Source organism: Mycolicibacter heraklionensis, from assembly GCF_019645815.1.
Classification (GTDB): domain Bacteria; phylum Actinomycetota; class Actinomycetes; order Mycobacteriales; family Mycobacteriaceae; genus Mycobacterium; species Mycobacterium heraklionense.
This window is the reverse complement of sequence record NZ_CP080997.1, coordinates 3,555,311-3,580,514: the sequence shown is the minus strand read 5'-3', so window position 1 is coordinate 3,580,514 and position 25,204 is coordinate 3,555,311. Positions and strand designations below refer to the sequence as shown.

Annotated in this window: 21 protein-coding genes; 12 read left to right on the top strand and 9 right to left on the bottom strand. The window is 68.4% G+C overall.

The window, feature by feature from the left end; translation table 11 throughout:
* Window positions 1-21: 21 nt before the first annotated feature.
* On the top strand, window positions 22-1,758 hold the full coding sequence (gene lpqB / locus K3U94_RS16945) for an MtrAB system accessory lipoprotein LpqB (protein ID WP_220696843.1): 1,737 nt from the start codon (window positions 22-24) through the stop codon (window positions 1,756-1,758).
* A gap of 17 nt (window positions 1,759-1,775) precedes the next feature.
* Here the strand turns inward: lpqB and K3U94_RS16940 are convergent, their stop codons facing one another.
* Entirely contained in the window at window positions 1,776-3,203 is a 1,428-nt protein-coding gene (locus K3U94_RS16940) for a WS/DGAT/MGAT family O-acyltransferase (protein ID WP_220694463.1), read from the bottom strand.
* Window positions 3,204-3,408: 205 nt separating this feature from the next.
* Here K3U94_RS16940 and K3U94_RS16935 point away from each other — a divergent pair, with 205 nt between their 5' ends.
* A complete protein-coding gene (locus tag K3U94_RS16935) occupies window positions 3,409-4,485 on the top strand; it encodes an Acg family FMN-binding oxidoreductase (RefSeq protein ID WP_047318817.1) in 1,077 nt (358 codons plus the stop codon).
* Window positions 4,486-4,500: 15 nt separating this feature from the next.
* Here the strand turns inward: K3U94_RS16935 and K3U94_RS16930 are convergent, their stop codons facing one another.
* Both K3U94_RS16930 and dosR read right to left on the bottom strand, forming a co-directional pair.
* Window positions 4,501-6,210: a GAF domain-containing sensor histidine kinase gene (locus K3U94_RS16930; protein WP_220694462.1), complete on the bottom strand. Its 1,710-nt coding sequence runs from the start codon at window positions 6,208-6,210 to the stop codon at window positions 4,501-4,503.
* Window positions 6,203-6,844, bottom strand: coding sequence for a hypoxia response regulator transcription factor DosR/DevR (gene dosR / locus K3U94_RS16925; RefSeq protein ID WP_047318819.1), 642 nt, complete (start codon window positions 6,842-6,844; stop codon window positions 6,203-6,205). The genes K3U94_RS16930 and dosR overlap by 8 nt, the downstream gene beginning before the upstream one ends.
* Window positions 6,845-6,988: 144 nt before the next feature.
* Here dosR and K3U94_RS16920 point away from each other — a divergent pair, with 144 nt between their 5' ends.
* Window positions 6,989-7,759, top strand: coding sequence for an SDR family NAD(P)-dependent oxidoreductase (locus K3U94_RS16920; protein WP_047318820.1), 771 nt, complete (start codon window positions 6,989-6,991; stop codon window positions 7,757-7,759).
* A 26-nt stretch (window positions 7,760-7,785) separates the two neighbouring features.
* Here the strand turns inward: K3U94_RS16920 and K3U94_RS16915 are convergent, their stop codons facing one another.
* Genes K3U94_RS16915 through K3U94_RS16905 form a run of 3 tightly spaced genes read right to left on the bottom strand, consistent with a single transcriptional unit; the run spans window position 7,786 to window position 11,554 of the window.
* Complete coding sequence (locus K3U94_RS16915) at window positions 7,786-8,562, bottom strand: slipin family protein (RefSeq protein WP_396872779.1); 777 nt, start codon at window positions 8,560-8,562, stop codon at window positions 7,786-7,788.
* A gap of 8 nt (window positions 8,563-8,570) precedes the next feature.
* Complete coding sequence (locus tag K3U94_RS16910) at window positions 8,571-9,218, bottom strand: hypothetical protein (RefSeq protein ID WP_220694461.1); 648 nt, start codon at window positions 9,216-9,218, stop codon at window positions 8,571-8,573.
* Between the two features lie 2 nt (window positions 9,219-9,220).
* Entirely contained in the window at window positions 9,221-11,554 is a 2,334-nt protein-coding gene (locus K3U94_RS16905; protein WP_220694460.1) for a nitric-oxide reductase large subunit, read from the bottom strand.
* A 164-nt stretch (window positions 11,555-11,718) separates the two neighbouring features.
* Between K3U94_RS16905 and K3U94_RS16900 the strand changes: the two genes are divergently transcribed.
* The 4 genes from K3U94_RS16900 to secA all read left to right on the top strand — a co-directional run bounded on the left by K3U94_RS16900 (window position 11,719) and on the right by secA (window position 16,800).
* Window positions 11,719-12,372: a carboxymuconolactone decarboxylase family protein gene (locus K3U94_RS16900; protein ID WP_220694459.1), complete on the top strand. Its 654-nt coding sequence runs from the start codon at window positions 11,719-11,721 to the stop codon at window positions 12,370-12,372.
* A gap of 46 nt (window positions 12,373-12,418) precedes the next feature.
* The gene (locus tag K3U94_RS16895; protein ID WP_220694458.1) at window positions 12,419-13,066 is read left to right on the top strand and encodes a ComF family protein; all 648 of its coding nucleotides are present in this window, start codon (window positions 12,419-12,421) and stop codon (window positions 13,064-13,066) included.
* 130 nt (window positions 13,067-13,196) lie between these two features.
* Complete coding sequence (gene hpf, locus K3U94_RS16890) at window positions 13,197-13,898, top strand: ribosome hibernation-promoting factor, HPF/YfiA family (protein ID WP_220694457.1); 702 nt, start codon at window positions 13,197-13,199, stop codon at window positions 13,896-13,898.
* 109 nt (window positions 13,899-14,007) lie between these two features.
* On the top strand, window positions 14,008-16,800 hold the full coding sequence (secA, locus tag K3U94_RS16885; protein ID WP_220694456.1) for a preprotein translocase subunit SecA: 2,793 nt from the start codon (window positions 14,008-14,010) through the stop codon (window positions 16,798-16,800).
* A gap of 11 nt (window positions 16,801-16,811) precedes the next feature.
* On the opposite strand, the gene K3U94_RS16880 is transcribed toward secA, so the two are convergent.
* Window positions 16,812-17,351, bottom strand: a complete 540-nt coding sequence (locus tag K3U94_RS16880; protein WP_230987179.1) for an Rv3235 family protein — start codon at window positions 17,349-17,351, stop codon at window positions 16,812-16,814.
* Window positions 17,352-17,556: 205 nt separating this feature from the next.
* Between K3U94_RS16880 and K3U94_RS16875 the strand changes: the two genes are divergently transcribed.
* From K3U94_RS16875 to K3U94_RS16855, 5 genes are all read left to right on the top strand, one after another.
* Window positions 17,557-18,951, top strand: a complete 1,395-nt coding sequence (locus K3U94_RS16875; protein WP_220694455.1) for a WS/DGAT/MGAT family O-acyltransferase — start codon at window positions 17,557-17,559, stop codon at window positions 18,949-18,951.
* Window positions 18,948-19,778, top strand: coding sequence for a polyphosphate kinase 2 (ppk2, locus tag K3U94_RS16870; RefSeq protein WP_047318827.1), 831 nt, complete (start codon window positions 18,948-18,950; stop codon window positions 19,776-19,778). Before K3U94_RS16875 ends, ppk2 begins: the two co-directional genes overlap by 4 nt.
* Window positions 19,779-19,828: 50 nt before the next feature.
* A complete protein-coding gene (locus tag K3U94_RS16865; protein WP_047318828.1) occupies window positions 19,829-20,338 on the top strand; it encodes a DUF6912 family protein in 510 nt (169 codons plus the stop codon).
* Between the two features lie 66 nt (window positions 20,339-20,404).
* The gene (locus K3U94_RS16860) at window positions 20,405-21,550 is read left to right on the top strand and encodes a ferredoxin reductase (RefSeq protein ID WP_220694454.1); all 1,146 of its coding nucleotides are present in this window, start codon (window positions 20,405-20,407) and stop codon (window positions 21,548-21,550) included.
* An 82-nt stretch (window positions 21,551-21,632) separates the two neighbouring features.
* Window positions 21,633-22,892 carry a fatty acid desaturase family protein gene (locus K3U94_RS16855; RefSeq protein WP_220694453.1) on the top strand — a complete coding sequence of 420 codons (1,260 nt, stop codon included), beginning with the start codon at window positions 21,633-21,635 and terminating at the stop codon, window positions 22,890-22,892.
* A 24-nt stretch (window positions 22,893-22,916) separates the two neighbouring features.
* On the opposite strand, the gene rsgA is transcribed toward K3U94_RS16855, so the two are convergent.
* Both rsgA and aroA read right to left on the bottom strand, forming a co-directional pair.
* Window positions 22,917-23,906, bottom strand: a complete 990-nt coding sequence (gene rsgA / locus K3U94_RS16850; RefSeq protein ID WP_047318831.1) for a ribosome small subunit-dependent GTPase A — start codon at window positions 23,904-23,906, stop codon at window positions 22,917-22,919.
* On the bottom strand, window positions 23,903-25,195 hold the full coding sequence (aroA, locus tag K3U94_RS16845; protein WP_220694452.1) for a 3-phosphoshikimate 1-carboxyvinyltransferase: 1,293 nt from the start codon (window positions 25,193-25,195) through the stop codon (window positions 23,903-23,905). Before aroA ends, rsgA begins: the two co-directional genes overlap by 4 nt.
* Window positions 25,196-25,204 lie beyond the last annotated feature (9 nt).

Here is a 25,204-nt window from a genome sequence, read left to right as displayed (position 1 = left end):
CGCCGGAGGTTCGCGACGCCGATGCTGGCCGTGGCGGTACTGGTCGGCGCGCTGTCGGGGTGCGCCGGGGTGCCCAGCACGTCGGCGCCGCAGGCGATCGGCACGGTGGAGGCGCCGCCGCCGTCGGTGCTGCCCAAGCCCACCCCGGGGATGGACCCCGATGTGCTGCTGCGGGAATTCCTCAAGGCGACCGCCGATCCGGCCAACCGGCACCGGGCGGCCCGGCAGTTCCTCACCCAGGAGGCCTCCGACTCCTGGGACGACGCCGGCAGCGCGCTGCTGATCGACAACGTGGTGTTCGTCGAGACGCGCAGCGCCGGCCGGGTTGCGGTCACGATGCGCGCCGACATGCTGGGGTCGCTGTCGGACATGGGGGTGTTCGAGACCGCCGAGGGCGCGCTACCGGCCCCGGAGCCGATCGAACTGCTCAAGACGTCCGACGGCTGGCGTATCGACCGGCTGCCCAACGGGGTGTTCCTGGACTGGCAGCAGTTCCAGGCCACCTACAAGCGCAACACGCTCTACTTCGTCGACCCGACCGGCAAGACGGTGGTTCCCGATCCTCGCTACGTGGCGGTGTCCGATCCCGACCAGTTGGCGACCGAACTGGTGTCCAAGCTGATCGCCGGGCCCCGCCCGGAGATGGCCGGCGTGCGCAACCTGTTGGCGCCGCCGCTGCGACTGCGCGGACCGGTGACCCGCGCAGACGGTGGCAAGAGCGGCGTGGGCCGGGGCTACGGCGGCGCGAAGATCGATCTGGACAGTGTGTCGGCCACCGACCCGAACACCAGGAAATTGCTTGCCGCGCAACTTATCTGGACGCTGTCCCGAGCAGACATCAAGGGACCCTATGTGATTGATGCCGACGGAGCGGCACTCGATGACAGGTTCCCCGACGGCTGGACCACCTCCGATGTGGCCACCACCGATCCGGGTGCCTCCGATGGGGCCGGGGCCGGGATACACGCGCTGGTGGGCGGATCGCTGCTGGTGCTGGACGGGCAGCAGGCCAACCGGGTGCCGGGTGCGTTCGGCAGGGAGCCCGACCAGGAGTCGTGCGCGCTGTCGCGCAATGGGCGTCAGGTCGCGTCGGTGGTGGTGCACCCCGGTGACCCGGAATCCACCCTGTGGATCGGCGACCTCGGCGGCGAGGCCGTGCAGGCGGCCGAGGGGCACACCCTGTCGCGGCCCAGCTGGTCGCTGGATGAGGCCGTGTGGGTGGTGGTCGACGGCAACAACGTGCTGCGGGCCATCCAGGAAGTCGCGACGGGCCGCCCGGCCCGGATCCCGGTGGACTCCGGGGCGGTCTCCGCGCGGTTCCCCGGACCGATCAGCGAGCTGCAACTGTCCCGCGACGGCACCCGGGCGGCCATGGTGATCGGCGGCCAGGTGATCCTGGCCGGCGTGGAGCAGATGCCGGGTGGCCAGTTCGTGCTGCACTATCCCCGCCGGCTGGGCTTCGGGCTCGGCTCCTCGGTGGTGTCGCTGAGCTGGCGCACCGGCGACGACATCGTGGTGAGCCGGTCCGACCCGAAACATCCGGTGTCCTACGTCAACATCGACGGGGTCAACTCCGATGCGCCCAACGGCAACCTGCAGCTGCCGGTGTCGACGATCGTCGCCGACCCGTCCACGGTGTATGTGGCCGACCCGCGCGGCGTGCTCGCGCTGTCGTCCGCGGCGGCCGAGGACGAGCAGAGCTGGTCGCCGCTGGGGCCGTTCATGGTCAGCGGCGCGCTGCCGGTGCTGCCGGGCTGAGCGCGGGGAACCTTCGCTCAGCCGGTGCCGACCAGCGGGCGCCTATTCTTGCTGTTCTTGCGCCGCTTGGCGCTGGACACCAGGCGGGCCACCGCGGCTTCAATACTGTGCGCGAATTCGTCGATGTCGGGCATGGTGTCGTAGTCGGCCAGGATGCCGAAGGACAGATTCTCGGCGTAGCTGAGCATCGCCACCCCGGTGCGCAGCTGCAGCGCTATTGGCGGCACCGGCAAGATCTGGGCAACCCGCCGGCCCAGGATGTGCAGGGGCTGCGACGGTCCGGGCACATTGGTGGCGACGGTGGCGACGCTGTGCTGCGGCAGGCGGGTCAACAGCCGAACCGCCCACGCGGTCAGCGGAAACGGCAGACGGTTGGTCGCTGCGACCAGGGCGCTGCCGGCCTGATGTTGCCCGGCGCCCTTGGTTCGGCGCAGCCGCGCGTGCACCAGGTGCAGCCGCCGCACCGGGTTCGCCTCTTCGACCGGCAAGAAGGGCAGCATCAGCGAGACCCGGTTGTCGGTCCGGCCGGAGGCATCTCCCGAGCGGGTGGACACCGGTACCAGGGTGCGCAGCGTCTCGGCGTCCGGGTGTTCGCCGCGGCGGTCCAGCATGCCGCGGTAGGCCTCGGTCAGGGCGGCCAGTGCGACATCGTTGACGGTCACGTCGAACGCCCGGCAGATCCGGTTGACGTCGTCGAGGGACACCGTGGCGGCGCTGTACCGCCGCAGCGCGCTCATCGGCCCGTTCAACGAGGTGGTGCTGCCCGGGCGCAGCAGCCCCGCCGACAGTTCGACGGTGCCGCGCGCGGCCCGCATCGCGGCGGCGCCGATAGAGGTCGAGACATGCCATAGTCCAGAAGCCCAGCTCACCGGGTTGAGGCTGACCCCGTGGAGTCCGGATTGGCCGGGGGCCGAGACAGTTTCGTCGGCGCCGGGAAGATGGTCGGCAAAACTGGCGACGCCTTCGCCGGCGTCGCCGCATTCGTCGCACAATCCGGTGAGCAGGTGCGATGTGGCGATCCCGTCGCCGACGCAGTGGTGGACCTGGATCAGCATCGCCCACCGGTCGTCGGTCAGTCCCTCAATGACCCAGATATGCCACAGCGGCCGATCCCGGTCCAGTCGGCGGGCCATCTGGTCGGCGACGAAGCAGAACAGTTCGGCGTCGCCACCCGGATGCGGCAGGGCGATGTGCCCGACGTGGTGCGCCATGTCGAAGTCGGGGTCGTCCACCCAGTGTGGCGGTGCCAGGTCGAGCGGGTGCGGCTGCAGCTTCTGGGCGAACCGCCGGCAGCCGCTGATTCGCGCGCCCAGGGTGGAGAACAGCGTGGCGTAGTCCGGTGCCGGGCCCTCCAGGACGGCCAGGGCGCCCAGGGCCAGGCTGGCGTGGCGGTCGGAGTCCTCGGCCTGAAGGAACCCCGCGTCCAGAGTGGTCAGTTGCTCCACGATCCGTCCTCCTGCCCGCGCCCCGCTCTCATGGTCCGCCCGCACGGGAAAGGTAGGCAGGGCCAGAAGTCCCGAGTCAGCCGCGAAGGTGCGGGTCTTCGTGCCCTGTTCGGACCGACGGGCCGCGGAGGATCGTGAAAGGGCAGGTCCTGAGGGCTCGGCGGGAATTCGGGTCGGGACCGCGAGGGAAGAAAGGGGCCGGACCGTGGATGAACAGCTCGCGGGTTACCCGGACGCCGCGGCGGTCCGGGAGACCATCCGAACCGCGTTACTGCTGGCGGCCCGTGCGCCTTCGGTGCACAACTCCCAACCGTGGCGGTGGCGGGTGGACCCGGCGCCGTCGGCGCCCCGGCTGGACCTGTATGTGGAACCCGATCTGCAGCTGCGCAGCGTCGACCCCGACGGCCGGGGCATGATCTTGAGTTGCGGCGCGGCATTGCACCACTGTGTGGTTGCGTTCGCCGCGTTGGGTCAGCAGGTCAAGGTCCATCGGCTGCCCGACCCGACCCACCCTGACCACCTGGCGTCAATCGAGCTCTGTCCGCCGGGCCCGGAACAGGACCTCTCGCAGGTCGACGTTGCGCTGGCGGCGGCGATCCCGCGGCGACGCACCGACCGTCGCTACTTCAGCGGCTGGCCGGTGGCCGCCGCCGACATCGCCTTGATGGGCGCGCGTGCCGCGCGGGCGGGAGTGATGCTGCGCCAAGTCGACGCCCTGGACCGGCTGAACGCGGTGGTGGCTCGCGCGGTGTTCGAGCACCGCACCGACTACGACTACCTTGCCGAGCTGACCACCTGGAGCGGGCGCTACGGGTCGGTGGCCGGCGTTCCGGCGGAGAGTGTTCCGGCGCCGGATGCCGGTGCTGCGATACCCGGCCGGTTCTTCGCAGGGCCGGCACTGGCCCAACCGCCGGGTGCCGTCCCGGCCGAGGACCGCGCGGTAATGCTGGCGCTGGGAACCGAGACCGACGACCGGCTGGCGCAGCTGCGCTCCGGCGAGGCCACCAGCGTGGTGCTGCTGACCGCGACGGCATTGGGGCTGGCCAGCTGCCCGGTCACCGAGCCACTGGAGATCGCCGAAACCCGTGCCGCGGTGCGCCGCGACGTCTTCGGCACCAGCGGCTATCCGCAGATGCTGCTGCGGGTGGGCTGGGCGCCGATCAATGCCGACCCGCTGCCGGCGACCCCGCGGCGCTTCCTCAACGACACCGTCCAATGGCTGATCGCCGACACCCGGGAGGCCGATCCGGGGGAAGCCCGGGGGCTGGCGGTCTACGCCTGACGCGCGCCGGGGCCGTTACGACACCAGGGGAGCCGACCAGCGCAGCACGGTCCCGCCATCGGGCGCCGATGCGACGCTGAAGGTTCCGCCGGCCTGCTCGGCGCGCCGACCCAGGTTGGCCAGGCCGCTGCGGTGGATCGCCTTGGGCATTCCGCGGCCGTTGTCGGTCACCTCGATGCTCAAGTCGTCTTCGACTTTGATCTGCACGGTCAGCGCGGTGGCGCCCGAATGCCGGACCGCATTGCTGACCGCCTCGGAGACCACCGCCTCGGCGTGATCGGCCAGACCCGGCTCCACCACCGACAGCGGGCCGACGAACTGGACGGTGGTGTGCAGCCCCGACCCGGAGAATTGGGCCACCGCGTTGTCCAGTCGCTGCCGTAAGGGTGTCGCCGCGGAAGCGACGCCGTGCAGGTCGAAGATCGTGGTGCGGATCTCGCCGATGATCGCCTGCAGGTCGTCGACCGCATCGGAGAGCCGGCGCTGCACCACGGCATCCCGGCTCCGTGGAATGGTGCCCTGCAACGACAACCCGACGGCGAAAAGCCGTTGAATCACATGGTCGTGCAGGTCGCGTGCGATTCGGTCCCGGTCGGTGACCACGTCGAGTTCGTGGATGCGGCGCTGCGTGGTGGCCAGCTGCCAGGCCAGCGCGGCCTGGTCGGCGAACGCCGCCATCATGTCGAGTTGCTCGATGCTGAACGGGGCCGTGGTGCTGTGCCGCATCACCACGACCACACCGGCCACCGCGTCGGCGGCGCGCAGCGGCAGTATCAGGGCCGGCCCGGCAGCGCCGACACCGGACAACCGCAGCCGGTCGACCCGGTGCGGTTCCCGCTTCGAGAAGGCCTCGCCGACGGGCGAGCCGGCCACGGGGATCGTCTCCCCGGACAGCGAAGCCATTGTCGGCCCGATGGTTTCGACCACCAAGAGTTCGCTGATCTCGGCTTCGGGAGCGTCCTCGTCGAGCGGGATGGCCACCAGTGCCGACTCGGCGCCGGTGAGCTTGCTGGCCTCGTCGGCGATCAACCTGAACACCGTGGTGGGGTCGGTTCCGGACAGCAGTTCGGTCGCGATGTCACGGGTGGATTCGATCCAGGACTGCCGCGCTTTGGCCTGGGCATACAACCGGGCGTTGGCGATCGCGATCCCGGCGGCAGCCGCCAGCGCCTGCACCAGCACTTCGTCGTCTTCGCTGAACGGCTGCCCGTTGGCCTTTTCGGTGAGGTACAGGTTGCCGACGACCTCGCCGCGCACGCCCACCGGTACGCCGAGGAACGTCCGCATCGGGGGATGGTTTGGTGGAAACCCCACCGAGGCAGGGTGTTCGGAGACATCGTCCAGTCGCAGGGGGTGCGGGTCGTCGATCAGCAGGCCGACGATGCCCAAGCCCTCGGGCAGCCGCCCAATCCGCGCGAACGTCTCGGCGTCGATGCCTTCGTAGACGAAGTGCAGCATCCGGCGGTCGCGGTCGTGCACTTCCAGCGCACCGTATTTGGCCTCGACCAGGTTGGTGGCGGTCTGCACGATGGTGCGCAGGGTCTCGTCGAGTTCCAAACCCGAGGTGACTGCCAGCATCGCCGCCAGCAGTCCGTCGAGACGGTCGCGTCCTTCCACGATCTGCTGGACCCGGTCTTGCACGCCTACCAGCAGTTCGCGCAGCTGCAAATGAGAAAGTTTGTCGCGCAGGGGGTTCGGGCCGTCCTCAAGTGCGTCGTCAGTCATTCCGCGCGCGCTCGAGTTTGGTGGCGAAGACCGCGGCCTGGGTGCGACGCTCCATGCCCAGTTTGGCCAGCAGCCGTGACACGTAGTTCTTGACGGTTTTCTCCGCCAGGAACATCCGGTCGGCGATCTGCTTGTTGGTCAGGCCCTCGGCGAGCAGGCTCAGCAGTGTCCGCTCCTGTTCGGACAGTCCGGACAGCGGGTCGGGTTTGGCGGCGGCGCCGCGCAGCTTGGCCATCAGGGCGGCTGCGGCGCGGTTGTCCAGCAGCGACCGTCCAGCACCGACTTCCTTGACCGCGCGGGCCAGCTCCATGCCCTTGATGTCCTTGACGATGTAGCCGCTGGCACCGGCCAGGATGGCATCGAGCATCGCCTCGTCGGAGGTGAAGGAGGTCAGGATCAGGCACCGCAGCTCGGGCATCCGGGAGAGCAGGTCACGGCAGAGTTCGATGCCGTTGCCGTCCGGCAGCCGGACGTCGAGCACCGCGACGTCCGGGCTCAGCGCGGGTATGCGGGCGAGGGCTTCGGCCACCGAGCCGGCTTCGCCGACCACGTCCAGTTCGGGATCGGCGCCAAGCAGGTCGATCAGGCCGCGCCGTACCACCTCGTGATCGTCTACCAGAAAGACTGTGATCACATCGCGTCCTCTCCGCTGAGCCACTGACCACGGTAGCGGCGTGACCCGCGGATTCACAGAGTACTAAGCCCCGAACCGCCGGAGGGGCGCTCGTCGGACGTGAATTACGCTTCATGCGCTTCGGCCAAGACAGAGGAGATTCCAATGGACAGGCCCGTCCTCAACGCGTTGTTCGACCTGACCGGACGCACCGCGATCGTGACAGGCGGCACTCGTGGTATCGGGTTGTCGCTCGCGCACGGACTGGCCGCTGCCGGCGCCAACGTGGCGGTGGCCAGCCGCAAGAGCGAGGCTTGTGAGCGTGCCGCGGAGCAACTGCGAGAGGCCGGCGCCGAAGCCATCGGTGTGCCCACCCACCTCGGTGATGTCGATGCGATCCAGCATCTGGTCGACGCCACGGTCGAGCGGTTCGGCGGGGTGGACATCGTCATCAACAACGCTGCCAATGCGCTCGCGCTGCCGTTGGCCGAGATCACCCCGGAGGCGTTGAGCAAGTCTTTCGCGGTCAATCTGCAGGGACCGGTTTTCCTGGTTCAGGCGGCGTTGCCGCATCTTCGCAAGAGCGAGCATGCCGCAATCGTGAACGTGGTGTCGGCCGGCGCCTTCATCTATTCACCGGCGACGGCGATGTACTCGGCTGCCAAGGCCGCACTGGTGTCCTTCACCCGCTCCATGGCGGCTGAGCTGGCGTCGTCGCGGATCCGGGTCAACGCGATCGCCCCCGGGCCGGTGAACACGGACATGGTGCGCAACAACCCGCCGGAGTTCATCGCGGCGTTGCGGGCTTCCACGCTGCAACAGCGCATTGCCGAGCCCGACGAAATGGTCGGTCCGGTACTGCTTCTCGTGTCCGATGCGGGCAGCTACATCACCGGCCAGACCATCCATGCCGACGGCGGGATGGTGGCGCGTTAGTTGATGTCGCGGCGTACGCCGGTCTGCTACGTGTTCCGCTTGGCGGCGCGCAGCGCCTCGGCCGCGCCGCCCAGGAACGGGGTGATGATGTCCACCGGCAGCGGGAAGACCACGGTGGAGTTCTGGTCGGCCCCGAGTTCCAACAGGGTTTGCAGGTAACGCAGTTGCAGCGAGGCCGGGTTCTGCGAGAGCCGCTCGGCAGCCTGGCTGAGTTCCTCGGAAGCCTGTAGCTCGCCGCGGGCGTTGATCACCTTCGCCCGGCGCTCGCGTTCGGCCTCGGCCTCGCGGGCCATCGCCCGTTGCATCGACTCGGGGATCTCCACGTCCTTGATCTCGACCACCCGCACCTGCACGCCCCACGGCTCGGTCTGCTTGTCGATGATCGTGCGCAGGTCGGCGTTGAGATCGTCGCGGTGCGCCAGCAACGTGTCCAGATCCGCGCGCCCCAACAGGGAACGCAGCGTGGTCTGGGCGATCTGCGAGGTGGCCACGGCGTAGTTCTCCACCTCCATGATCGCCTTGAGCGGGTCGGTGACCTGGAACATCACCACGGCGTTCACCCGGGCCGGAACATTGTCACGGGTGATCACCTCCTGCGGGGGAATGGTCAGGGTCACCACCCGCTGATCAACCCGAATCATCTTGTCCACCAAGGGGAACAAAAACTTCAGTCCGGGTTGATAGAGCGGGCGCGCATGACCCATCCGGAACACCACGCCGCGTTCGTACTCGCGTACCACGTTCAGCGCGAAATATGCCAGCACGGCCAGTGCGACGATGGCCAGCGCCAGTACGGTGATCAGACCTTCGCTCACTTGAGCTGCTGCCTCCTGGTCGATGCATCGTCGGAAAAGCCGCCCCACCGGGTGGAGTACCGGTCGATCGCGGCTTCGACCTTCAAAGCCTGCTCTTCGGCCACGGATCGGTGTGGCCGGTCGTCCGGGGCGTTGCTCGGGGTGTTCCACAGGTGCCGCAGCAGGGGAATGCTACCGGCGCCCACCACCAGGATCGTCGCCGCCAACACCAACACGTCGGCGGAAGAGTGGTTCACGAACAACGTGGCCGCCGGCAGCACGATCCCGAAACCTGCTACCGCACAAGCGATGCCACGGTGGAAGCGGCCCGTCTCGGAGTGCGGCCAGGGGTCGACCGCCCGGGTGATCTCCCGGCCGTGGCTGGACGTGGTGCAGGTGTCCTTGACCGGGCACGAGTTGCAGATCGATGGCGTCGCCCGGTACCGCATCACCCGATTCTCCGGGTCGAAGGACTTCGGCCAGAGCCACTGATCCTCCGGGCATTTCCACGCGTCATGGTCTTCGTGGTAGACGAACTTGCCGGTGCGCCACTGGGCGGCGCGCTCGGAGGTCCGCTTGGCCATGTGGTCGAAACCCCAGGCGAACGAGAGCAGCAGCAGCGCGTAGCCGGCAACCAGCCATACCCATGTCGCCGGCCCGCTCATGCTCAGTCCTTGCTCGCGGCCGCGGAATCCGCGGCGACCTCGGTGTAGAGCGGGTGCTCCGGCAACTCGTCGACCGTCTCGCCGGAGCGGAAGTTGCGCAGCGCGATCCACGCGATCCAGACGAAGGGCAGCACGCCGCCGACGATCAGGATCGCGTCGCCGGGCAGTCGCATCCATTCCAGCAGCGCGTTGCCGGGCTTGGTGATGTACCCCAGTGAGCGTGCCTCGAAGTAGCCGGCGTTGACCGAGTGGAACAACTGCAGCACACCCAGCGGCAGCAGCGTGACGAAGACCATCCACGCCAGGCCGATGTTCATGCTCCAGAAGGAGATTCGGGCCAGCTTGTTCGGCCACTTATCCGCCGGGATCACGTACCGGAAGGCGAACATCGCCAGTGCCACCGCGAGCATGCCGTAGACCCCGAACATCGCCGCGTGGGCGTGGTTGGCGGTCAGCGCCGTGCCGATCTCGTAGTAGGACACCACCGGCAGGTTGATCAGGAACCCGAAGATGCCTGCGCCCAGGAAGTTCCAGAACCCGACGGCGACCAGGAACATCACCGCCCAGCGAGCCGGGAAGTTGTTCTCGCCGCCGGCCTCCTGGCGAGCGCCCAGCTGCAGGAAGGCCCAGGCTTCCACGGTCAGGAAGGTCAGCGGGATGACCTCGGCGGCCGAGAAGAAGGCGCCCATCGCCATGTGCTCCACCGGGGTGCCGGAGAAGTACAGGTGGTGCATGGTGCCGATCACGCCGCCGGCGGAGTACAGGATGATGTCGAGGAAGATGACCAGCAGCGCGACGCGTTCGCGCACCACCCCGAGCTGGACGAACATGTAGGCCACCATCGCGGTGGTGAACAGCTCCAGGAAGTCCTCCACCCACAGGTGCACCATCCAGAACCGCCAGAAATCGGCGACCGAGAAGTGTGCCTCACTGCCGGCCAGCAGGCTGGCCGCGTAGAACGTCGGAATGGCCAGCCCGGTGAAGAAGAACATCCAGGGCAGGTTCATCTTCGAGGTGGTCGCCAGCTTCGCGCGCATGCCGCGCCAGATGATGACGATCCACAAGAACAGGCCGACGATCAGCAGCACCTGGAACAACCGCGGCAGGTCCAGGAACTCCCACTGCTGAGAGAACACGGTGCCCGGCTTGATCACCCCGAAGATCGAGAGTGCCTCGAACGTCAGGGAACCGAAGACCACCACCGCCAGCGCGCCGAGCAGTCCGTAGACCAGTACCGACTGCTTACTGGGTTCGCGGCGGGTGATGAACGGCACCAAGAAGATCCCGCCGGCCAGGAACGCCGCCGCGGTCCAGAACAGCGACAGCTGCAGGTGCCAGGTCCGGGCCAGGTTGTAGGGGAGGATCTTCGCCAGGTCGATCCCGTAGAACTCCGACAGATCGGCGCGATAGTGCTCGACGGCCCCGCCGAGCAGGACCTGGGCCAGGAACAGCACTGCGACGACGGCGAAGATCCAGATCGCGGCACGCTGCGAGCGGGTCAGCGGCACCTCGCCGGGCTGGCGGAACTCCAGCTTGGTCATCTCGGTGCCGTGCCAGCCGATGTTCTGGCTCCAGCGGCCGTAGACGGTGAACATGACTCCGATGCCGCCGAGCAGCATGATCAGCGACAGCACCGACCACACCACGACCGACCCGGTCGGGCCGTTGTCGACGCGCGGCTCCGAGGGCCAGTTGTTGGTGTAGCTGTAGTTGTGGCCGGGCCGATCCGCGGCCGCGGCCCACGCGGTCCAGGCGAAGAACGAGGTCAGGTCCCGGATCTCGCCGGGGTCGGTGATCATGTGCGGCAGCAGGCCGTACTTGGTGGAGGCTTCGCCGAAGTAGTCGGCGTAGTGCTTCTCGATGTCGTTGAACGCCCGGACCTGCTTGTCGGTGAACACCAAGGTCTTGGTGTCGGCGTTGTAGCGGTTGGTCCGGAACTCGGCGACCACGTCGTCATGCGGGTTCGCCACGCCCTGTGCCTTGAACTGATCGGCGACGTCTTCGGTGGCCAGCCGCAGATATTCGGCGGTGTAGTCGGGCCCCAGATAGGCGCCGTGGCCCAGCACCGAGCCGTACTGCATGAGGCCGCGGGCCTGATACAGCTGCTGGCCGCGGGTGATGTCGGCACCGGAGAACAGCTCCTGGCCGGATTCGGTGACAACCCTGTCGGGCATCGGCATCGACGCCGTGTAGGTGCGGTAGGCCAGGATGCCCATCACCAGGAAACCGAAGATCATGACCAGGGCCACGCCCTGTGCCCAACCCTTGCCGATCAGTGCCTCGGCACGGCCGGATTTGCCGGCGGGCGTGCCCACTTGTGTCACATCGGTGCTCATGGACGGGGACGCTAACAGTATCGAGGATGAAAATTCGCGAAACTGTTAGTGCCCTCACGAATTTGGGGTCTGGCGTTAGTTTCTCTGTGGACTAAATGCCCCTTGACACCAAAGTACGACATGCCGTAGTAGCGGCCCGTTTGCGGGCCGGAAAGGACACCGCCATGCCCCGACTCCGCGAGATCCCGCGCGCCGAAGTGACCGACGAGCAGATCTTGTTCTTCTACGACCGGCTGTTCGGGGCCGACGTAGACCCCGCCGCTCCGGCCGGCCCCGGCGGCCACCGCACCATCCACGGCACGCCGGGGGACTGGTGGACGGTGTTCGCCCAGGCACCACAGGTGTTCTCCCACGCCGTGCGCGGATTCGCCCTGTATCGCAACGCCTCGCTGGACCCGCTGCTGCGCGAGCTCGGCCAGGCCCGTGCCGGCTATGCGCGCGGCAGCCAGTTCGTCTTCTCCCAGCACTGCAAACAGATGCGTTCGCTGGGCATGTCGGAGGAGAAGATCGCCGCGTTGCCGTCCTGGCAGGTCAGCGACGTCTTCTCGGGGATCGAGCGGGCGGTGCTGGCCTACACCGATGCCCTGGTCTACGACGGCGGGCGGGTGCCCGACGCGATCTTCGCGGTGCTGCAGGCGCACCTGTCCGACCGCGAAATCATGGAGCTGACCTACATCACCTGCATGTATGACATGCACGCCACCATCTGCCGTGCGCTGCGCCTGGAGTTCGACGATCGCCCCGAGCCGATCGTGGAGGTCCAGGCGCCCGAGGGCCTGGCGGTGGCCGACCTGTCGGCCGACCTGGCCGGGGATTAGGCCCGGCTTGGCCCCACTTGTCACACCCCGGGGCCAGCATCGATGTGTGCTTGACGCGGTGCTTCCCCTGCAGTGCGGGGGCTGCGGTGCACCCGGGAGCCGGTGGTGCGCCGTCTGCGCCGCGCAGCTGGCCGTCGGGCCGGACGAACCACGGGTGATCACCCCGCGGCTGGATCCGCAGGTACCGGTGTTCGCACTGGGCCGTTACGCCGGTGCCCGCCGGCAGGCGATCGTCGCGGTCAAGGAACGGGGACGCAGCGACCTCATCGCTCCGCTGGCATCGGCGTTGGGGGTAGCGCTGCAGCGGCTGCTGTGCTGGCAGATGGTGGACCTGCCGCTGACGATCATCCCGGCGCCCACCCGCCGCAGCGCCGCCCGACGGCGCGGAGGCGATCCGATCGCGCGGATCGCGGCGTCGGTGGCAGGTCACCAGTGCGGCGTGACGGTCGTGCCGGCCTTGCGGATGCGGGAGCTGACCCGTGACTCGGTCGGCCTGGGCAGCGGCGCTCGGGAACGCAACATCGCCGGTCGAGTACTGCTGCGTCGGCGTGGGCTGTCGGATCTCTCCGGAGCGGGCGATGTCCTGGTCGTCGACGACGTCGTGACCACCGGGGCCACCCTGGCCGAGTCCGTGCGGGTGCTACGTCGCGCCCGAATGCCGGTATCTGCCGCGCTTGTGATCGCTTCGGTATGAGACGGGTGTCAAATGGCTGCCCCAAACCGGTGGCACGTATCCGGCCGCATGGCTACGGTCGTCAGCATGGGGTCCACCGAACCGTAGAACCTCAGCAGTACGTGGTCGAGACGACAGGAGAGTGTCGAGCATGGCAAATCAATTTGTGGAAACCAGCGCGCCGTCGGTCGATGTGGACGAGCGGCCCGATCAGTCGGGTGCGGAGATCGTGGTCAAGGGTCGTAATGTCGAGATTCCAGACCATTTCCGGGTTTACGTCGCGCAGAAGCTGGCCCGCGTAGAGCGGTTGGACCGCTCGATCCGCCTGTTCGACGTCGAGCTCAAGCACGCCAACAACCGACGCCAGCGAAAATCCTGCCAGCAGATCGACATCACCGCGCACGGCCGCGGCCCGGTGGTCCGCGGTGAAGCGCGCGCCGACAGTTTCTATGCCGCGTTCGAGGCCGCGATCGACCGACTGGAGAGCCGGTTGCGCCGCGACAAGGGCCGCCGCAACGTCTCCTACGGTGACAAGACTCCCGTGTCGGTGGCTGAGGCCACCGGTGCCACCCATTTGGACCCGGAGTTCCTGGCCGCCGCCTTTGACCGGGACGGCACCGCCGAACCCGACCACCGCGAGGCGGCCGGGCACGGTGGGGGCCACGAGCACGAGCCCGGCCAGATCGTGCGCACCAAGGAACACGCCGCCACGCCCATGTCGGTCGACGACGCGCTCTATGAGATGGAGCTCGTCGGCCATGATTTCTTCCTGTTCCAGGACAAGGAGACCGACCAACCGTCGGTGGTCTACCGTCGGCACGCCTACGACTACGGCTTGATCCGGTTGGTCTGAGGCCACGGCCTTCAGAAGCTGCGTTGGCGGCGCATTGCCGCCCCTGGCAACGGTGTCACCTACCATGGGTGACGCTCGTAATGCCGAAGACTGAGTAGGGGACATAGCCGTGCTGTCCAAGTTGCTGCGTTTTGGTGAAGGCCGCATGGTCAAACGGCTCCGGAAGGTCGCGGACTACATCGACACCCTGTCCGGGGACGTCGAAGCGCTCACCGACGCGGAGCTGCGGGCCAAGACCGATGAGTTCCGCCAGCGGCACGCCGACGGTGAATCCCTTGACGACCTGCTGCCCGAGGCATTCGCGGTGGCCCGTGAGGCGGCCTGGCGGGTGCTGAGCCAGCGGCCGTTCCACGTGCAGCTGATGGGTGGCGCCGCCCTGCACTACGGCAACGTCGCCGAGATGAAGACCGGTGAGGGCAAGACCCTGACCTGTGTGCTGCCGGCCTACCTCAACGCGATCGCCGGCAAAGGCGTGCACGTCGTCACCGTCAACGACTACCTGGCCAAGCGCGACAGCGAGTGGATGGGCCGCGTGCACCGGTTCCTCGGCCTGGAGGTCGGGGTGATCTTGTCGCAGATGAGCCCGGACGAGCGGCGCGTCGCCTACAACGCCGACGTCACCTACGGGACCAACAACGAGTTCGGCTTCGACTACCTGCGCGACAACATGGCGCATGCGCTGGAACAGCTGGTGCAGCGCCCGCACAACTTCGCCATCGTCGACGAGGTCGACTCCATCCTGATCGACGAGGCCCGCACCCCGCTGATCATCTCCGGGCCGGCCGACGGCAGCTCCAACTGGTACTCCGAGTTCGCCCGGATCGTGCCGTTGATGGAGAAGGACGTCCACTACGAGGTGGACCTGCGCAAGCGCACCATCGGCGTGCACGAGCTCGGGGTGGAGTTCGTCGAGGACCAGCTCGGCATCGAGAACCTCTACGAGGCCGCCAACTCGCCGCTGGTCAGCTACCTCAACAACGCCCTGAAGGCCAAGGAGCTGTTCAACCGGGACAAGGACTACATCGTCCGCAACGGCGAGGTCTTCATCGTCGACGAGTTCACCGGCCGCGTGCTGGTGGGCCGGCGTTACAACGAGGGCATGCACCAGGCCATCGAGGCCAAGGAGCGGGTGGAGATCAAGGCCGAGAACCAGACCCTGGCCACCATCACCCTGCAGAACTACTTCCGGCTCTACGACAAGCTCGCCGGCATGACCGGCACCGCCGAGACCGAAGCCGCCGAGCTGCACGAGATTTACAAGCTGGGCGTGGTGCCGATCCCGACCAACAAGCCGATGGCGCGCCTCGACCAGATCGACCTCATCTACAAGACCGAGGAGGCCAAGTTCCTCGCGGTCGTCGACGATGTCGCCGAGCGCTACGAGAAGGGCCAGCCGGTGCTGATCGGCACCACCAGCGTGGAGCGCTCGGAGTACCTGTCCAAGCAGCTGACCAAGCGGCGGGTCCCGCACAACGTGCTCAACGCCAAGCAGCATGAGCGCGAGGCGCACATCATCGCCGAGGCGGGCCGGCGCGGTGCGATCACCGTGGCGACCAACATGGCCGGCCGCGGCACCGACATCGTGCTGGGCGGCAACGTCGACTTCCTGGCCGACCAGCGGCTGCGCAGCCAGGGTCTGGACCCGGTGGAGACTCCGGACGAGTACGAGGCCGCCTGGGATGCCACGCTGCGTGAGATCAAGGCGGTCGCGGCCGCCGAGGCCGAGGAAGTGATCGCGGCCGGCGGTCTGTACGTGCTGGGCACCGAGCGGCACGAGTCGCGGCGTATCGACAACCAGCTGCGCGGCCGGTCCGGCCGCCAAGGTGACCCGGGCGAGTCGCGGTTCTACCTGTCGTTGGGTGACGAGCTGATGCGACGGTTCAACGGTGCGGCGCTGGAGTCGTTGCTGACCCGGCTGAACCTGCCCGACGACGTGCCGATCGAGGCCAAGATGGTCACTCGGGCGATCAAGAGCGCCCAGACCCAGGTCGAGCAGCAGAACTTCGAGATCCGCAAGAACGTCCTCAAGTACGACGAGGTGATGAACCAGCAGCGCAAGGTGATCTACGCCGAGCGTCGCCGCATCCTCGACGGCGAGAACCTGGCCGAGCAGGCCCACGACATGCTCGTCGACGTGATCACCGCCTACGTCGACGGTGCGACCGCCGAGGGGTATGCGGAGGACTGGGACCTCGAGCAGCTGTGGACGGCGCTGAAGACCCTGTACCCGGTCGGGATCGACTATCACGAACTGCTGCACGCCGACGACATCGGCGAGGCCGATGACCTGACTCGCGAAGAACTGCTCGAGGCGCTGCTGGCCGACGCCGAGAACGCCTACGCGGCGCGTGAGGCCCAGGTCGACGGAACCGCCGGGCCCGGCGCCATGCGAGAGCTGGAACGCGGTGTGCTGCTGAGCGTTCTCGACCGCAAATGGCGCGAGCACCTCTATGAGATGGACTACCTCAAGGAGGGCATCGGTCTGCGGGCAATGGCGCAGCGTGACCCACTGGTCGAATACCAGCGGGAAGGCTTCGACATGTTCCGCGGCATGCTCGACGGTCTCAAGGAGGAGTCGGTCGGCTTCCTGTTCAACGTCGCCGTCGAGGCTGTCCCGAAGCAGACGGTGGCGCCGGTGGACGCCCCCGAGGGGTTGGCGGAGTTCGGGTTGCGCGCCAAGGGAATCGACGGCGCCAACGGGGCCGACGGCGCCAACGGGGCCGACGGCGCGGCGGGGCTGACCTATTCGGGTCCCGACGAGGACGGCTCCGCGCAGGTGCGGCGCGCCCGTGACCTGCAACCCGCGGGAGCCAGCAATCCCCAGTCTCGCCGCGAGCGTCGCGAAGCGGCCCGCCGCGAAGGCCGGGGGGCCCGGTTGCCGAAGGCGCCGCGCAAGAGCTGAGGCGCTTGGCCTCAGCCGATGTGCAGGGCGACGATCTGCCAGGCGGTGCTGTTTGCGCCGGCGCCGCGCCGGGGGATCGACTCGACGCGACCGGCCAGTGCATGCGTGCGCCGTCCGCGCCGGTAGGTGCCGAAAACCTCCACCGCGCTGGCAGGTTCGCCCGAACCGGCCGACTGCACGCGGACCCGCTGCAGGGTGGCCGGCTCGACCCGGCCCGCCGTCGCCAGGCGAGCCGACACCACCGAGTCGGCCAGCCCGGCGGCGAGTAGCGGATGCAGGTGCGTCGACGGCCGGCGCCCGTCCACCACTTCCAGGACGCGGCGCAGCGCCGCGTCGGCGAACACCGCGGCCGACTGCAGCGCCGCCGGTAACACGTTGCGGGCGGGCCGATCGGCCCGTGTTCTCGGGGAATGCCCGCGGCGGGTCCGGGCCGACGGCGAGGAGGTGGGCGAGTGCGTGGGCCGGCACGGCATGGTCGGGCGAGCAGGCGGTTCGTAGTCGAGCATCGGTGCGACGGCCGAGTGCGGTGGTGGGGTGGGATCGATGGGCACGGCAACTCTCCAGGGTCGGTCCGGGCGGCGGGCCTGCTGGAGAGTGGCAGGGCGTTTGCGGCGATCATCGCACAATCGCGGCTGCGGCGTATCCGCGTGCGGCGCTGCCCGGCGGCGGGCTACCGTGAGCGGCAGTGTTTTTCTCCGATCCGGGGCTGGTGCAGTGCCCGGCCGGATCGAGCCAGCAGGGAGGACGGGTGCCACGATGGTGAACCGGCTATCGGCGTCGGAAGCCTCTTTCTACCGGCTGGAGAACACCACGACGCCGATGTATGTGCAGTCGCTGTTCATTCTGCGTAACCCGCGGGGTGGGCTGGGCTACGACAAACTGCTGGAGACCATCGAGCAGCGGTTGCCGCAGATCCCGCGCTACCGGCAGAAGATCCGCGAAGTCGCCATGAGCCTGGCCCGCCCGGTGTGGGTGGACGACCACGAGTTCGACATCACTTATCACGTACGGCATCTCGCGGTGCCGTCCCCCGGCAGCGATCGCCAGCTGCACGAGCTGATCGCGCGGTTGGGCCAACAACCGCTGGATCGGTCCCGGCCGCTGTGGGCGGTCTATCTGATCGAGGGGCTGGCCGACAATCGGATCGCCATCTACATCAAGTCGCACCAGGCGCTGGTCCACGGCATGGCGGCGCCGGCGATGGGGCACGTCCTGGTCGACCGGACCCAGCGTCCGCCGCCGTTCGACGAAGACATCTGGGTGCCGCGCGACGAGCCCGGCGCCGTGGAGTTGGTGCTCGGTGCGGTCGGGGACTGGGTGGCGGCTCCGCGGACCCAACTGCAGGTGGTGGGGTCGACGGTCGGCAGCCCGCTGACCTGGGCGGGCCGCAAAGCGTTCGATGCGGTCCGCGCCATCGCGCGTGGCGCCGCCCCGCAGAGCCCGCTCAACACCCAGGTGTCGCAGAACCGCTTGTTCACGGTGGCTCGCGGTTCGCTGGAGGATTACCGAACGGTGCGGGCCCGCTATGACTGCGCCATCAACGACGTGGTGCTCGCGGTGATCACCGGAGCGCTGCGGAACTGGCTGCTGTCCCGTGGCGAACCGGTCGGATCGACGCGGACCGTGCGGGCCATGGCGCCGTTGTCGGTGTACCCGGACCACGAATTCGACTCCCCAGGCCAGCCCATCGGCGCTGTCACGCCGTTTCTGGTGGATCTTCCTGTCGGAGAACCGAATCCGGTGGTGCGGCTCTCTCAGATCGCCTATGCGACGGAATCGCATCCCACCTCGACCGGGCTGGTGGATGCCCGCACCATCTTGACCGTGGCGGGCTTCGCCCCGCCGACCCTGCACGCGATGGGTGTTCGGGTTGCGACCGCGTTCGCCGGGTTCTCCGGGCGGGTGTTCAACCTGCTGATCACCAATGCGCCGGGCGCTCAGCGGCAGCTCTACGTCTGCGGCGCGAAGCTGCTCGAGACCTACAGCGTGCCTCCGCTGCTGCCGAACAAGGCGTTGACGATCGGGGTGACGTCCTACAACGGCACGCTGTATTTCGGGGTCAATGCCGACCGCAAGGCGATGAGTGACGTAGGAATGGTCTCGGCACTGCTGGATGAGGCGTTGGCCGAACTACTGGAGGCAGCACAGTGAGCGACGATGAGTTCGAGGCCGCCCGGCGGCGGCTCGCCGACGATGTGTATGAGAAGGAATTGCTGCGTCTGCAAAGCGAATTCGTCAAACTCCAGGAATGGGTCCGCGATACCGGCACCCGGGTGGTGGTGATCTTCGAGGGTCGCGACGCTGCCGGCAAGGGCGGCGTTATCAAGCGGATCACCGAATACCTGAGCCCGCGCACGGTGCGGATCGCGGCGCTTCCCGCCCCCACCGAGCGTGAGCGAGGGGAGTGGTACTTCCAGCGCTACGTCGCGCACTTGCCGGCGCGTGGGGAGATCACGCTCTTCGACCGGTCCTGGTACAACCGGGCCGGGGTGGAGAAGGTGATGGGATTCTGTACGCCCGAGGAGCATGCGCAATTCCTCAGGCAGGCACCGGTTTTCGAGCAGCTGTTGATCGACGACGGAATCCTGTTGCGCAAGTACTGGTTCTCGGTCTCCCAGGCCGAGCAGCTGCGCCGGTTCCGTAAGCGGCGCAACGACCCGCTGCGGCAGTGGAAACTGTCGCCGATGGATCTTGAGGCGCTGCGTCGCTGGGAGGACTATTCCCGCGCCCGCGACGAGATGATGTCCCACACCGATACGGCGTCCAGCCCCTGGTATGTGGTCGAGTCGGAGGTGAAGACCCACGCGCGGCTGAACATGATGGCGCACCTGCTGGGGTCGATTCCGTACCGGGAGGTGGAGCGCCAACGCGTGAACCTGCCGAAAAAGCCCGTCGTCACCGGCTTTTACCAGCGTCCCGACCGCAGCCTCTACCGCTATGTGGACGACTACGCCGCCACGCTGCTGGACGATGCGTAACGGCTGCGCCCCGCTTCGCTGCGCTAGCGATCGCGGCTAAGGTCTGGCACATGCGGGTCTACATCCCGGCGACGCTGGCCATGCTGGCCCAACTGGTCGCCGACGGTTCATTGCTTCCGGTCAGCGGGACGGCGTTCGCGGTGACTCCGGCGTTGCGCGAGTCCTACGCCCACGGCGACGACGACGAGCTGGCCGAGGTCGCACTCGGTGAGGCGGCACTGGCCTCGCTGCGGTTGCTCGGTGGTGCCGACGCCGCTCCGGCCGGCGAGAAGTTGCCCACCCGCCGGGCGGTACTGGTCGCCGAGGTCGAGGGGGCTACCGTCCGCCCCGATCTGGATGCCGCCGTGGTGCGGCTGGCGGGGCCAGTCTCGATCACCGACGTGGTCGCGGCGTATGTGGACACCGCGGCGGCCGAGCCGGCCGTGCTCGCGGCGCTGGCGGTGATCGATGACGCCGACCTCGGTGACGAGGACGCCGAGCTGACTGTCGGTGACGCCCAGGATCACGACCTGGCCTGGTACGCCACCCAGGAGCTGCCGTTCCTGCTCGACCTGCTCTGATGCCGTTCGGGGAAGGTTACGGTACCGTAGGTTCATCACCCCCCGGTAGCGAGCAGGAAAGTTTTCGTGAGCAAGAAGCACTCGGCGATCGTCGCCCATATCGGTGACGCCAAGCGGCCGACTGCCGCCGGCGCCGACCGTCATCCGGTCTGGAATGCTGTGCGCCGCATCGCAACACAGATCACCACACCACTTCTGCCCGACGACTATCTGCGGTTGGCCAACCCGTTGTGGTCGGCCCGCGAACTGCGCGGCCGGGTGGTGGAGGTTCGGCGTGAGACCGCGGATTCGGCAACGCTGATCATCAGGCCCGGCTGGGGTTTTCAGTTCGATTATCGGGCCGGTCAGTACATCGGCATCGGCCTGCTGGTCGACGGTCGATGGCGCTGGCGTTCCTACTCGCTGACATCTCCGCCGGTGACCGGGGCCCGCACCATCTCCATCACCGTCAAGGCGATGCCCGAAGGTTTCCTGTCCAGCCACCTGGTGGACGGCGTCGCTGCGGGAACCGTCGTGCGGCTGGCCGCGCCGCAGGGGGAGTTCGTGTTGCCCGACCCGGCGCCGGCCGCGGTGCTGTTCGTCACCGCCGGATCCGGGATCACGCCGATTATGGCGATGTTGCGCTCGCTGGCCCGCCGGGGCGCCATCGCCGACGTCGTCCACCTGCATTCGGCGCCCACGGCTGCCGACACGTTGTTCGCCGATGAGCTGGCCGCCTTGGCGCGTGACCATCCCGGTTACCGGCTGCTGTTGCGCACCACTAGAGACCAGGGCCGCCTGGAGCTGCGTGGACCCGAAGCCCTCGACGCTGAGGTGCCCGACTGGCGTGAGCGCCAGACCTGGGCGTGCGGACCGGCGGCGATGCTGGGCGACGCCGAGCGGGTCTGGGCCGCCGCCGGGATCGCCGACCAGCTGCACGTCGAGCGATTCACGGTGGCGCGCACCGCGGCGGCCGAGGGGGGCGGCACCGTCACCTTCGCGGCCAGCGGCAAGAGTGTGCTGGCGGATGCGGCAACCACCCTGCTCGAGGCCGGGGAGAGCGTCGGGGTTTCGATGCCGTTCGGATGCCGTATGGGCATCTGTCAGTCGTGCGTGGTGACGCTGCTGGACGGACACGTTCGCGATCTGCGGACCGGCGCCGACCACGAGCCGGGCACTCGGGTGCAGACGTGCATCAGCACGGCAGCCGGCGATTGCGAACTCGACGTCTGATGATTACCCGCTGGTAACCTACGGGATCGTAGGTTACGATAGCGTAGGTGCAAACGGTCATGCGTTTCCGAAAGGCGGTCTGATGGCGGTAACCGACGTCGAGGTGTTTGCGCACCTCAGCGACGCCGACGTGGCGAACCTCGCCGCAGAACTGGATGCCATCCGCCGGGACGTCGAGGCCACTCGCGGGGAGCGCGACGCCCGGTACATTCACCGCACCATCGCCGCCCAACGGGCGCTCGAGGTGACCGGCCGGGTGCTGCTGGCGGCGGGTAACCGGCGCTGGGCGCGCTGGGCCGGCACGGCGACCCTGGGCGTGGCCAAGATCGTCGAGAACATGGAGATCGGCCACAACGTCATGCACGGTCAGTGGGACTGGATGAACGACCCGGAGATCCACTCGACCGGCTGGGAGTGGGACATGGCCGGCGTCTCCAAGCACTGGCGCTTCACCCACAACTTCGCTCACCACAAGTACACCAACATCCTCGGGATGGACGACGATGTGGGTTACGGGGTAATCCGGGTCACTCGCGACACGCCCTGGCAGCGCTTCAACGTGCTCAACCTGTTCTACAACGCCATGTTGTCGATCGGGTTCGAGTGGGGAGTCGCGTTGCAGCACTTGGAGATCGGCAAGATCTTCAAAGGCCGCAGCAACCGTGAGGCGACCTTTGCACGGCTGCGGGAGTTCGGCGGCAAGGCCGGCCGGCAGGTGTTCAAGGACTACGTGGCGTTTCCGGCCCTGACCTCATTGTCGCCCGGCGCGACATTCGCCTCGACGGTGAAGGCCAACGCGATCGCCAACGTGATCCGCAACGTGTGGTCCAACGCGATCATCTTCTGCGGCCACTTTCCCGACGGCGCAGAGAAGTTCACCAAGACCGACATGGTCGGCGAGTCGCAGGGTCAGTGGTACCTGCGGCAACTGCTGGGCAGCGCCAACATCGATGCCGGGCCGGCGATGCGGTTCTTCAGCGGCAGCTTGTCGCACCAGATCGAACACCACCTGTTCCCCGATCTGCCGAGCAACCGCTACCCCGAGATCGCGGTGCGGGTGCGTGCCGTGTGCGAGAAGTACGACCTGCCCTACACTTCCGGGCCGTTCCTGGTGCAGTACGCCAAGACCTGGCGCACAATCGCCAAACTGTCACTGCCGGACCGCTTCCTGCGTGACACCGCCGATGACGCGCCGGAGACTCGCAGCGAGAAGATGTTCGCCGAGCTGGGACCGGGGTTCCCTCGCATCGACCCGGTGACCGGTCGTCGTCGTGGTCTCAGGTCCGCCATCGCGGCGGTGCGGGGCTGGCGTCGCGACAAGAAGCTCGACCTGGCCGCCTGATCGGCGGCCCTGCGGAGGGCCGGGTCAGCCCTCGCGCAGCACCGTGAGCAGCCGGCGCGCCGCTTCCACACGTCGCTGCGCTGCGCCGGTCAGGTTGTCCAGCGCACATTCCGGGTCGGCCGGCGGACCCAGATGGCCGCAGCCGCGGGGACAGTCGGCGATCGCCTCGGCAAGGTCGGAGAACGCCAGCAGCACGTCGTCGGGCGCGATGTGGGCCAGACCGAACGAGCGGATCCCCGGGGTGTCGATCACCCAGCCCGATCCCGCCAGCCGCAGTGCCACCGACTGGGTGGACGTGTGCCGGCCCCGGCCGATGTCGGTGACCCGCCCGACGGCCCGGTCAGCTTCCGGGACAAGGCGATTCACCAAGGTTGATTTGCCGACCCCGGAGTGTCCCAGCAGCACCGTCACCCGGGATTCCAGCAGCGGAGCGACGGCGTCGAGCGGGTCGTCGCGGCCCGCGGTGACCACCGTGAGATCCAGATCGGCGAACTGGCCGGCGAACGGCTCCGGATCCGCCAGGTCCGTCTTGGTCAGGCACAGAATCGGCGCCAGCCCGCCGGCGTAGGCGGCGATCAGCGCCCGATCGACCAGACCGGTCCGCGGCGGGGGATCGGCCAGCGCGACCACGATGAGCAGCTGGTCGGCGTTGGCGACCACCACCCGCTCGGTGGGGTCGGTGTCATCGGCGGTGCGCCGCAACACGGTTCGCCGCGGTCTGCGCCGGACGATCCGGGCCAGGGTGTCGGGCCGGCCGGACAGGTCGCCGACCACGTCGACATGGTCGCCGACCACGATCGGTGTGCGCCCCAGCTCGCGGGCGCGCATCGCGGTGACCTGGACGTCAGCCGGGCCGTCTGGGCCGTCTAAGACGCAACCCCAGCGTCCGCGGTCGACGCTGACCACCATGGCCGATTGGGCGTCGGCGTGCCCGGGGCGGATTTTGGTGCGCGGCCGCGAGCCGCGGCCGGAGCGGACTTTGACGTCGGATTCGTCGTAGTCCTGCGGTTTCAAGCGCCGGCCCCCGCGTCGGCCAGCATGTCGGCCCACATCCGGGGGAATGCCGGCAGGGTCTTGGCAGTGGTCTCGATGTCCTCGACCTCGACGCCGGGAACCCGCAGCCCGATGATCGCACCGGCGGTGGCCATCCGATGGTCGGCGTAGGAGTGCCAGGTTCCGCCGTGCAGCGGGGTCGCGGTGATCACCAGGCCGTCGGCGGTCTCGACGCTGTCACCGCCCAGCCGGTTGATCTCGGTCGTCAGCGCCGCCAGCCGGTCGGTCTCGTGCCCGCGCAGATGCGCGATGCCGCTCAGCCGCGACACCGACCCCGGGGCCCCCAGTGCCGCCAGTGCGGCCACCGTCGGGGTGAGCTCGCCCACCGCGCGCAGATCCACGTCGAAGCCGCCGTAGCTGCCCGGGCCCTGTACCTGCAGGTGTGCCGCGGTGTGGCTCACCCGGGCACCGGTAGCGCCGAAGATCTCGGTGATGGCTTCGCTGGGCTGTACGCCGACGGCCGGCCAGCCGGCGATGCGCACCCGGCCTCCGGTGACCACCGCGGCCGCCAGAAATGGCGTGGCGTTGGACAGGTCCGGTTCGATTTCCCAGTTCCGGGCCGTCGTCGTCGCGGGTTTGACCCGCCAGCGGTTCGGGGTGGCGTCGTCGACGTCGATTCCGGCCTGGCGCAGCATCGCCACCGTCATCGCGATGTGCGGGGCCGACGGCAGTGTCGCCCCGGTGTGCACCACGGTCAGTCCGTCGTCGAACGCCGCGGCGGCCAGCAACAAGCCGGAGACGAACTGCGACGACGCGGAGGCGTCGATCGCCACGGTGCCGCCGGCGACGGATCCGGTGCCGTGGATCGCGAACGGCAGCCCGTCGCCCTCGACCACGATGCCCAGGCTGCGCATCGCATCCAGCAGTGGTGCGATCGGCCGGACCCGCGCTTGCTCGTCGCCGTCGAACGTGACGGTGACGGTGCCCAGCGCGGCCAGCGGCGGCACGAACCGCAGCACGGTGCCGGCGAGGCCGCAGTTCAGCCGGATGTTCGGCTCCGGGTCGATCTTGCCGCTGACCGTCACGTGGTGGGCCACTGCCTCGACCCGCAGGCCCAGGGCCCGCAGCGCGTCGAGCATCAGGTCGGTGTCGCGGCTGCGCAGGGCGCCGGAGAGGGTGGAGACGCCACCGCCGCGTGCTGCGGCCAGCGCAGCCAGCACCAGCGCCCGATTGGTCTGCGACTTCGAGCCGGGCACGGTCACCGTCGCGTCGATGGGAGCGGTGGGCGTCGGCGCCGGCCAAGTCGTCACGGTTTCATC